This window comes from Magnetospirillum fulvum, assembly GCF_900108475.1.
Lineage (GTDB): Bacteria > Pseudomonadota > Alphaproteobacteria > Rhodospirillales > Magnetospirillaceae > Phaeospirillum > Phaeospirillum fulvum_A.
In genome coordinates this window covers 295,741-304,298 of record NZ_FNWO01000004.1, presented here as the reverse complement: position 1 = coordinate 304,298, position 8,558 = coordinate 295,741, and the positions used below count along the sequence as shown (strand labels likewise).

The 8,558-nt window shown below is 65.8% G+C and carries 8 protein-coding genes; all 8 read left to right on the top strand.

The window, feature by feature from the left end; genetic code table 11:
* Positions 1–1,492, top strand: a 1,492-nt coding sequence (locus BLW40_RS06810) for a ShlB/FhaC/HecB family hemolysin secretion/activation protein (protein WP_074766821.1), incomplete at its 5' end; no start/stop codon positions are given.
* 43 nt (positions 1,493–1,535) lie between these two features.
* Positions 1,536–3,431: a DUF2341 domain-containing protein gene (locus BLW40_RS06805; RefSeq protein ID WP_074766819.1), complete on the top strand. Its 1,896-nt coding sequence runs from the start codon at positions 1,536–1,538 to the stop codon at positions 3,429–3,431.
* Between the two features lie 4 nt (positions 3,432–3,435).
* Positions 3,436–3,837, top strand: a complete 402-nt coding sequence (locus BLW40_RS06800) for an ExbD/TolR family protein (protein WP_074766817.1) — start codon at positions 3,436–3,438, stop codon at positions 3,835–3,837.
* A 4-nt stretch (positions 3,838–3,841) separates the two neighbouring features.
* Positions 3,842–4,603, top strand: a complete 762-nt coding sequence (locus BLW40_RS06795; RefSeq protein ID WP_074766815.1) for a TonB C-terminal domain-containing protein — start codon at positions 3,842–3,844, stop codon at positions 4,601–4,603.
* A gap of 38 nt (positions 4,604–4,641) precedes the next feature.
* Complete coding sequence (locus BLW40_RS06790) at positions 4,642–6,387, top strand: putative porin (protein WP_074766813.1); 1,746 nt, start codon at positions 4,642–4,644, stop codon at positions 6,385–6,387.
* Positions 6,388–6,389: 2 nt separating this feature from the next.
* Positions 6,390–7,025 carry a hypothetical protein gene (locus tag BLW40_RS06785; RefSeq protein WP_074766810.1) on the top strand — a complete coding sequence of 212 codons (636 nt, stop codon included), beginning with the start codon at positions 6,390–6,392 and terminating at the stop codon, positions 7,023–7,025.
* Between the two features lie 115 nt (positions 7,026–7,140).
* Positions 7,141–8,019 (top strand): peptidyl-prolyl cis-trans isomerase, encoded by an 879-nt coding sequence (locus BLW40_RS06780; protein WP_211656735.1) that lies wholly within the window; start codon positions 7,141–7,143, stop codon positions 8,017–8,019.
* Between the two features lie 11 nt (positions 8,020–8,030).
* A complete protein-coding gene (locus tag BLW40_RS06775; RefSeq protein WP_074766806.1) occupies positions 8,031–8,549 on the top strand; it encodes a YbjN domain-containing protein in 519 nt (172 codons plus the stop codon).
* Positions 8,550–8,558 lie beyond the last annotated feature (9 nt).

The following is an 8,558-nucleotide window of genomic DNA, read 5'->3' as shown; positions in this document are numbered from 1 at the left end:
GCGCGTCGAGATTCTGGAATACCGGATCGAGGGGGCGAATCTGCTCAGCCAGTCCGAGGTCGAGGCGGCGGTCTATCCGTTCCTTGGGCCGGACAAGACCCTGACGGATGTCGAGGACGCCCGCGCGGCGCTGGAAAAGGCTTACACCGCCAAAGGCTTTCAGACCGTCGGGGTCGAGATTCCGCCGCAGCAGGTCAAGGGTGGAATCGTCACGCTGAAAGTGGTCGAGGGCAAGATCGGGCGATTGCGGGTCAAGGGCTCGCGCTATTTCGATTTGGACGAGATCAAGGACGCGGCCCCGTCGTTGAAGGAAGGAACGGTTCCGAATTTCGACGCGGTGTCCGCCGACATCGTCGCGCTGAACCAGATTCCCGACCGGCGGGTGACTCCGGCGCTGAAAGCGGGGGTGAGGCCGGGCACGGTCGATGTCGATCTCAATGTCGATGACACCTTTCCGCTGCACGCCTCGCTGGAACTGAACAACCGCTACAGCAAGGACACCACCAAGCTCCGCCTCAACGGCTCGGTCCATTACGACAATCTGTGGCAGATGGGCCACTCGCTGACGCTGGGCTATCAGGTGGCGCCCAGCCGGGCTGAGGACGGCGAGGTCTATTCCGGGTCGTATCTGGCCCGCTTCGCCTCGGTGCCGTGGCTGTCGCTCTTGGGCTATGCGGTCAAGCAGGAAAGCGACGTCTCGACGCTGGGCATCATGAATGTCGCGGGCAAGGGCGACATCATCGGGGCCAGGGCGATCATCTCCCTGCCGCCGCAGACCGATTTCTACCACACCCTGTCGGTCGGGCTCGACCGCAAGCGCTTTCAGGAACGGGTGACCCTGGCGGAGGCCGACGGATACGCGACGCCGATCACCTATTGGCCGGTGACCGGAGCCTATGCCGCAACCTGGATGGGCACCGAATCGACGACGCAATTGAACGCGGCGGTGACCTTCAACCTGCGCCCCGCGGGCAGCCAGTGGGAAGAATTCGACAACAAACGCTACAAGGCGACCGGCGGATTCTTCTATTTCCGCGGCGACGTCTCGCGCACCCAGGAACTGCCGCTGGAGACCCAGGGCTTCGCCAAGGTCCAGGGCCAGTTGAGCAACGACGCCCTGATCAGTTCCGAGCAATTCTCGGCCGGTGGCCTCGACACCGTGCGCGGCTATCTGGAATCCGAGGCGCTGGGCGACACCGCGATGGCGGGCACGGCGGAACTGCGGACCCCGTCCCTGACGAAGCTGCTGGGCGACGACATCCTCAACGAGTGGCGATTCCATCTGTTCCTCGACGGAGCCCGGCTCGCGATCAAGCACCCGCTGGAAGAGCAGCGCGAGAATTTCACCCTGTGGAGCTACGGGGTGGGGACGCGGATCAAATTGCTCGACCACATCAGCAGCACTGTCGACCTGGGGATTCCGATGATCGCCCAGGAGAGCACGAAACGGGGCAGCCCCCGGCTTCACTTCCGCCTGTGGGGCGAGTTCTGACCGCGATCCAAGTCTAAACGCGACGAAAATAGGGAAATCCGCGATGCGACGTGATGCGATACGAAAGATGCTGTGCGGCCTGGCGCTCGGGGTCGCCCTGGTTCCGGGAGCGGCAAACGCCTGGTGGAACGACGAATGGTCGCAACGAAAGCCGCTGACCGTCGATACCGGGGCGAGCGCCGCCGGGATCACCGATGAGATCGGCACCGTTCCGGTCCTGGTGCGGCTGCATGCGGGCAATTTCCGCTTCGAAAAGGCACGTGACGACGGTGCCGATCTGCGCTTCGTCGCCGGCGACGACAAGACCCCGCTGAAATTCCACGTCGAGAAGTGGGACGGATTGCTGGGCGAGGCATTCGTCTGGGTGCGGCTGCAAGACGTCCGGCCCGGCACCAAGACTCCGTTCTTCGTCTATTACGGCAACGCCAAGGCGACCTCGGCCGAGGATGCCAAGGGCAGCTTCGATCCCGACACCACCCTGGCCTATCATTTCGGCGAGCGGTCTCAACCGGCGCGCGATTGGACGGCGTGGAACAACGGTTCGCTGACCCCGGTCGTCGCCGCCGACGGCGCGTTGATCGGACCCGGCCTGAAGCTCGACGGACAGGCCCCGGTGACCCTGCCCGCGGCTCCGTCGCTGACCTGGACCGAGGGCGGCACGATGAGCTGGTCGGCCTGGGTCAAACCGGGAGCGGCCCAACCCGAAGCGGTACTCTTCTCGCGCCGCGACGGGGAAAAATACCTGACGATCGGCCTGGCGGGCGGGGCTCCGTTCGTCGAGATTTCCGGCGCGGGCCGGGCGCAAGGAGCGACGGCGCTGCCGGTGGGATCGTGGCATCACCTTGCCGTCACCGCCGGCGGAGGGGGGCAGATCGCGCTCTATGCCGACGGGGCCCAGGTGGCCACGCTGGCCGCCGCGCTGCCGGGACTGGCGGGACCGGCACAGCTTGGCGGCGACAGCCCGGCTCCGGCTCCGGTCGCGCTCCCGACGGCGAAGGGCGCGCCCCCCGTCTCGATCGCACCGCTCCAGGCCGGGTTCGTCGGCGAGATCGACGAACTGCGCCTGGCCAAGACGGCGCGGTCGGCCGGAGCGATCAAGTTCGACGCGATCGGCCAGGGCGCGGACGGAGCGAAGCTGCTCGGCTTTGGTCCCGACGAAGAGAAATCGAGCTGGGTCAGCGGCTATTTCGCGGTGATCCTCGGCTCGGTGACGATGGATGGCTGGGTCATCATCGCCATTTTGCTGGTGATGGCGGCCTTAAGCTGGGTGGTGATGGTCGATAAGGCGGTCTCGCTCAGTCGGCTGGAGAAAGCCAACCGCCGCTTCCTCGAGGTGTACAGCGAGACCGTCGCCGATTGGAGCTTTCTCGACCGGGACGACCCCCGCGCCGTGGCCAGTCTGGGCGGACGGCTGACCGAGGCCGACAGCGACGTCGTCCGCGCCTCGTCGCTGTACCGCTTGTACCGGACCGGCACCGAGGAAATCCGCGCCCGCATCAAAAACGGCCGTGGCCGTGCCCTCACCGCCGAATCGATCGCCGCGATCCGCGCCACCCTCGATTCGATCCAGGTCCGCGAGACCCAGTCCCTCAACCGCCTGATGGTGATGCTGACGATCGCGATTTCGGGCGGGCCGTTCCTCGGCCTGCTCGGCACCGTGGTCGGCGTGATGATCACCTTTGCCGCCATCGCCGCCTCGGGCGACGTCAACGTCAACGCCATCGCCCCCGGCATCGCCGCGGCGCTGGTGGCGACGGTGGCCGGTCTGGCCGTCGCGATCCCCGCCCTGTTCGGCTACAACTGGCTGCTGACCCGGATCAAGAACAGTGCGGCCACCATGAACGTCTTCGTCGACGAACTGGTGACCCGTCTGGCCGAACTCCATCGCCACCGCGCCGACGGCCATGCCGCCGTGCCGCTCCCCCTGTCGGCGGAGTAGGGCAATGCAGGTCAACGACGACAAGCTCTATGACGAGATCAACATCACCCCGATGTTGGACCTCGCTTATGTGTTGCTGGTGATCTTCATCATCATGACCACCGCCTCGGTGCAGGGGATGAAGGTCAACCTGCCCAAGGCCTCGGCCGCGCCCAGCCTGGCCAAGCCGCAGACCAAGGCGATCACGGTGACCGCCGAGGGCAAGCTGTTCCTCGACACCCTGCCGGTGACGCTGCCCGAACTGGAACAACGGCTGGTCAGCCAAAAGGCGCTGACCCCCGACTTCCCGGTGGTGATCAAGGGCGACGGTCAGGCCCAGTACCAGGGCGTGATGGATGTGCTCGACCTGCTGGGGCGGGTCAACATCACCCAGGTCGGCCTTGCCACCAAGCCGTTGGTGAAGTGACGCCATGACCCGCGTTTCACCCGACCGCGATCCCGACGCCCTGGCGGCATCTCCCCGGCACGGGGGACGCAAGGACGCCCGCCGCGACTTCCTGCGCGAGCATGGTCCCGCCCTCGCCTTCGTCGCGGTTCTGGCGGTGGGATTGGCCGTAACGGTGGTGGTGCTGACCAGCGGCGAGTCCCGCCCTGCGCCCAAGCGGATCGCCGAGGTGACGATCGTCAACATCCAGCCGCCGCCGCCACCGCCGCCGCCACCGCCCCAGCACGACCAGCCGAAAATGGTCGAGCAGCCCAAGATGATCGAACCGGAATTCAAACCGGAACAACCCCGGCCCAAGGACGAACCGCCGCCCAAGGCCGCCGACGATCAGCCGCCGCCCGGTCCGTTGGGGCTGGACCAGGCGGCGGACGGACCGGGCGATGACTTCAATCTGGCCGGTCGTCCCGGCGGCGGCGGGCTGCTGGGCAGTGGCGGCGGCGGCGGATCGCGCTGGGGGTGGTACGCCGTGATGGTCCAGGCCCAGGTGGAAGAAGCGTTGCGGGCCAATCGCCGCACCCGGTCGGCCAAGACCCGGGTCGAAATCCGGCTGTGGGCCGACGCGGACGGCCGGGTGACCCGGGTGCAGATGGCCGCCTCGACCGGCGATTCCGACGTCGATTACGCCATCAAGACCGAAATCCTGGCCAATCTGCAACTCAAGGAACCGCCGCCCAAGGACATGCCAATGCCGATCGTCGCCCGCCTGACGGCGCGGCGACCGGGCTGACCGACCCAATGCTGACGATTTCGAGGGGATGACGCGTGATGACTGAAGGAAACAAATTGACCCGACGCGGGCTGACGCTGGCCGTCTCGCTGTTGGCCCTGGCGACGGCGATGCCGACAGCAGCGGCCGAAACCAGCCAGCCCAGTACGTCGTCGATGCTGGAGGAGATGGTGGCCACCGGAATCATCAGCCAGCAGCAGGCCGACAAAATTCTGAACGGGGCACGCGCTCGCGACGCCGCCAAGGCGGCAAGCGGCGAGTCGGCGCCGCTGCCGGACGGGACCAAGCGAGTGACCTATGTCCCCGAGACGGTCAAGCAGCAGATCAGCCAGGATGTTCAGAACAAGGTGATGGCCCAGGCCAAGGCGGAGAACTGGGCGGCGCCGAATACCCATCCGGAATGGACGGAGCGGATTCGGCTTAAGGGCGACATCCGCGGCCGCTACGAAGGGGATTACTATCCCAGCGGAAATATTCCCGGTATGATCAACTTCAACGCCATGAACAGCAGCGGGCCAGTCAAGGTTTTCGGTCCCGGCTCTACCAATGCAGGCGTTCCCTACCTCGACAATTACTCCACCTATGACGTGGACCAGAACCGCGAAAGGTTCCGCCTGCGCGCCCGGTTGGGGGTCGAGGCCGATCTCGGCGACGATTTCACCACCGGGATGCGGATCGCCACCGGCGACGGCAACTCGCCGGTCTCGACCAATCAGAGCCTTGGCGGGTCGGGCGGCAATTTCAGCAAATATCAGATCTGGCTCGACCGCGCCTTCATCCATTGGGACGCTGTCAAGGACCGGGACATGGCGCTGGGCATCACCGCCGGGCGTTTCGACAATCCGTTTTTCGGCACGGATCTGGTGTGGGACGACGACCTTGGTTTCGACGGCATCGCCGCTTCCGGACGCTACGAGGTGGCGACGGGGGTTACGCCCTTCGTCACCATCGGCGCCTTCCCGGTCTACAACACCGACCTCAACTTTTCGTCCAACCAAGACAGCAAGCAGGTCAGCAAGGATAAGTGGCTGCTCGGCCTACAGGGTGGCACCGACTGGAAACCGACGAAAGACACCGGCGTTAAGATCGGCGCCGCCTATTACTACTACAAGGATATAAACGGCAAGCTCTCCAGCCCGTGCGACATCACCGATCCGGACGGTAGCGGCACCACCAGTTCCAAGGTGTCGTGCGATACCGATCTCAGTCGGCCGTCCTTCGCCCAGAAGGGCAACACCTATATGGCCCTGCGCGACCTTTCGGCCACGCCGTACAACGGCGTGACCGTGCCGGTCAACGCGCCCGCCTACCAGTATTACGGCTTGGCGACGGGGTTCCACGAGCTAACGCTGACCGGTCGTCTTGATTATGACGGGTTCGAGCCGATCCGCGTCACCGTGGATGGCGAATACGTCAAGAACCTCGCTTTCAACAAGAACAAAATCGCCGCCAAGGCGCTCAACAACAACGAGACCGGCTCGTTCGAGGGTGGCGACACCGGCTATCTGATGCGCCTGACGGTGGGCAAACCGAAGCTGGCCGAGCGGTGGGACTGGTCGGTCAATCTCGCCTACAAATATCTCGAATCCGACGCGGTTGTGGACGGGCTGACCGATTCCGATTTCGGCATGGGCGGCACCAACCTCAAGGGCACCATCCTCGGCGGCAGCCTGGCGCTCGGCAAGAACGTCTGGACCGGATTGCGTTGGATGAGCGCCGACAGCATCTCCGGCGCCCCCTACTCGGTCGATACGGTTCAGGCCGACATCTCGGCGCGGTTCTAATCATGCGGCGATCCCTCTCCCTCATCGCCGCCGCTCTCGTCCTGTCCGGGCTGGTTCCGGGCGGGGCGAGAGCCTCCGACGACACCGAAACGCGGCTGCGCGATGCGCTGCGCTCGGCCATCGCCCAGAGCCGCACCCTCGAAGACGAACGAGCGCAATTGCACGCGAAAAACGCCGAAAACCAGAAACTCATCGAGGCGCTGAAGGCGCAATTGGAGAGTCGGCCCGCCCCCGGCCGGACGGCGGCGGCGCCCGACCGCGCGATTCTCGACCGGATGGAAGCCGAGTTCAACCGCCGCCTCGCCGCCAATTCCGAGACGGTCGCCCAGGCGATCGCGGCTCAGGAGAAGTGGAAGTCGGCCTATCAGGAGGCGGTTGCCGTCGCCCGCGCCAAGGAGGCGGAACGGGCGCAACTGGCGGGGCAGACCGAAACCCTGACCCGGCGGGCCGAAAGTTGCGAGACCAAAAATGCGGCTCTTTACAAGGTCGGGGCCGAAATCCTCGACCGCTATGCCGCGCGGGACATCGCCGAAACCCTGCTCGACCGCGATCCCTTCCTGGGCATCAAGAAGGTCGAGTTGCAGACCCTGGTCCAGGATTACCAGGACAAGCTGCTCGACCAAAAGGCGGTGCCGTGAGAAAGCCCGCCCCGCCGCTGACCGTCACGGTTCCAAGCGCTCCGACACGCGCGCCAGGGACTACCCTTCGGCTGTTCCCGGCCAGGACCGGGGCCTTCCTGTCATGAGGATTTCAATGATTTCGTTCAGATCAGCCCTTGCCCTCGGCCTGATATTGGCAGCCGCCTCCCCCGCCACCGCCGCCGACGTGGTGGCCCGAATCGGCGGCACCGACGTCACCACCGACGATGTCCGCGCCTATGTCGAGACCCTGTCGCCCTCCGATCAGGCGGCGCTGGCCAAGGACCCGGCTTTGGTCAGTCAAGCCGTGCGCGCCTATCTTGCCCGCCAATTGGTGCTGAAGGAGGCCAAGGACAAGAAGTTCGACCAGCAGGCCACCACCAAGGCCCAACTCGAGCGGGTCCGCGAGGCGGCTCTGATCGAGGCCTATCTGCAATCGGTGGCCAAAGTGCCCGACGGATTCCCCTCCGACTCCGACTTGCAGGCGGCCTACGACGCCAACAAGACGGCGTTCCTCGCCCCGCGCCAATATCGCCTCGCCCAGATCTTCATCGCCGCGCCCAAGGGCGACAAGACGGCCGAGGACAAGGGCAAGGCCCGGCTCGACGAGGTCATGAAGAAGCTGAAGGGGCGCGGGGCCGATTTCACCGCGATCGCCCGGGAATTCTCGGATAGCGGCAGCGACAGCGAGATCGGCTGGGTTGCCGAACCGCAGATCGTGCCAGAGATCCGCCAGGCGGCGGCGGGGCTGGGCACGGACGCGGTATCCGAGCCGATCCGCCTCGATGACGGCTGGCACTTCATCAAGCTGCTCGAGACCAAACCGTCGGGGACCCGCCCGTTCGCCGAGGTCCGGGACGCGCTGGCCGAACGCCTGCGCCAGACCCGATCGGGGCAATTGCGCCAGGCCTACCTCGCCAAACTGACCCAGCAAAACCCGATGCCGATCAACGAACTGGCCCTGGCCAAACTGGCACCGAAGGCGCCCAAGTGATGGAGTCCTCCATGACCGAGACCGTGATCCACCTGCATCTCACCCCCGCTTTGCTGCGCGAGGCGCTCCAGGGCGCTGGCTACCGCGTCGAGGAGGCCAAGGACATCGACGGCGCCCCGCTTCTGCGCTCGGCCACCGGCGGGCTGGCCTTCACCATGATGTTCTTCAACCCGCGTCCCGATCAGGCCGACGATACGCCTCCGGGCGCGGCCCGGTTCGCCGACGCCACCTTCCAGGCGGTATTCCAGGTCGAGGGCGACTTGCCGCTGCCCCTGGTCAATCAGTGGAACGCCACCCGGCGCTTTGCCCGGCTGCATCTGCTGCCCGGCCTGCTGATGCTCAACATGGACATCATCGCACTGGGCGGGGTCACCTCCGACCACCTCCGTGCCCAGGCCGGGATCTGGGACCAGTTGGTCCAGCACCTGATCGCCTTCCTGCGCGAGGAATTGCCCAAGCTGGCCAAGGCCTCGCCCGTCGTCGAACCGGTGCCGGAGCAGCAGGCGCCATCCGCGTCCGACGCGGCCTGATCAGGTAAA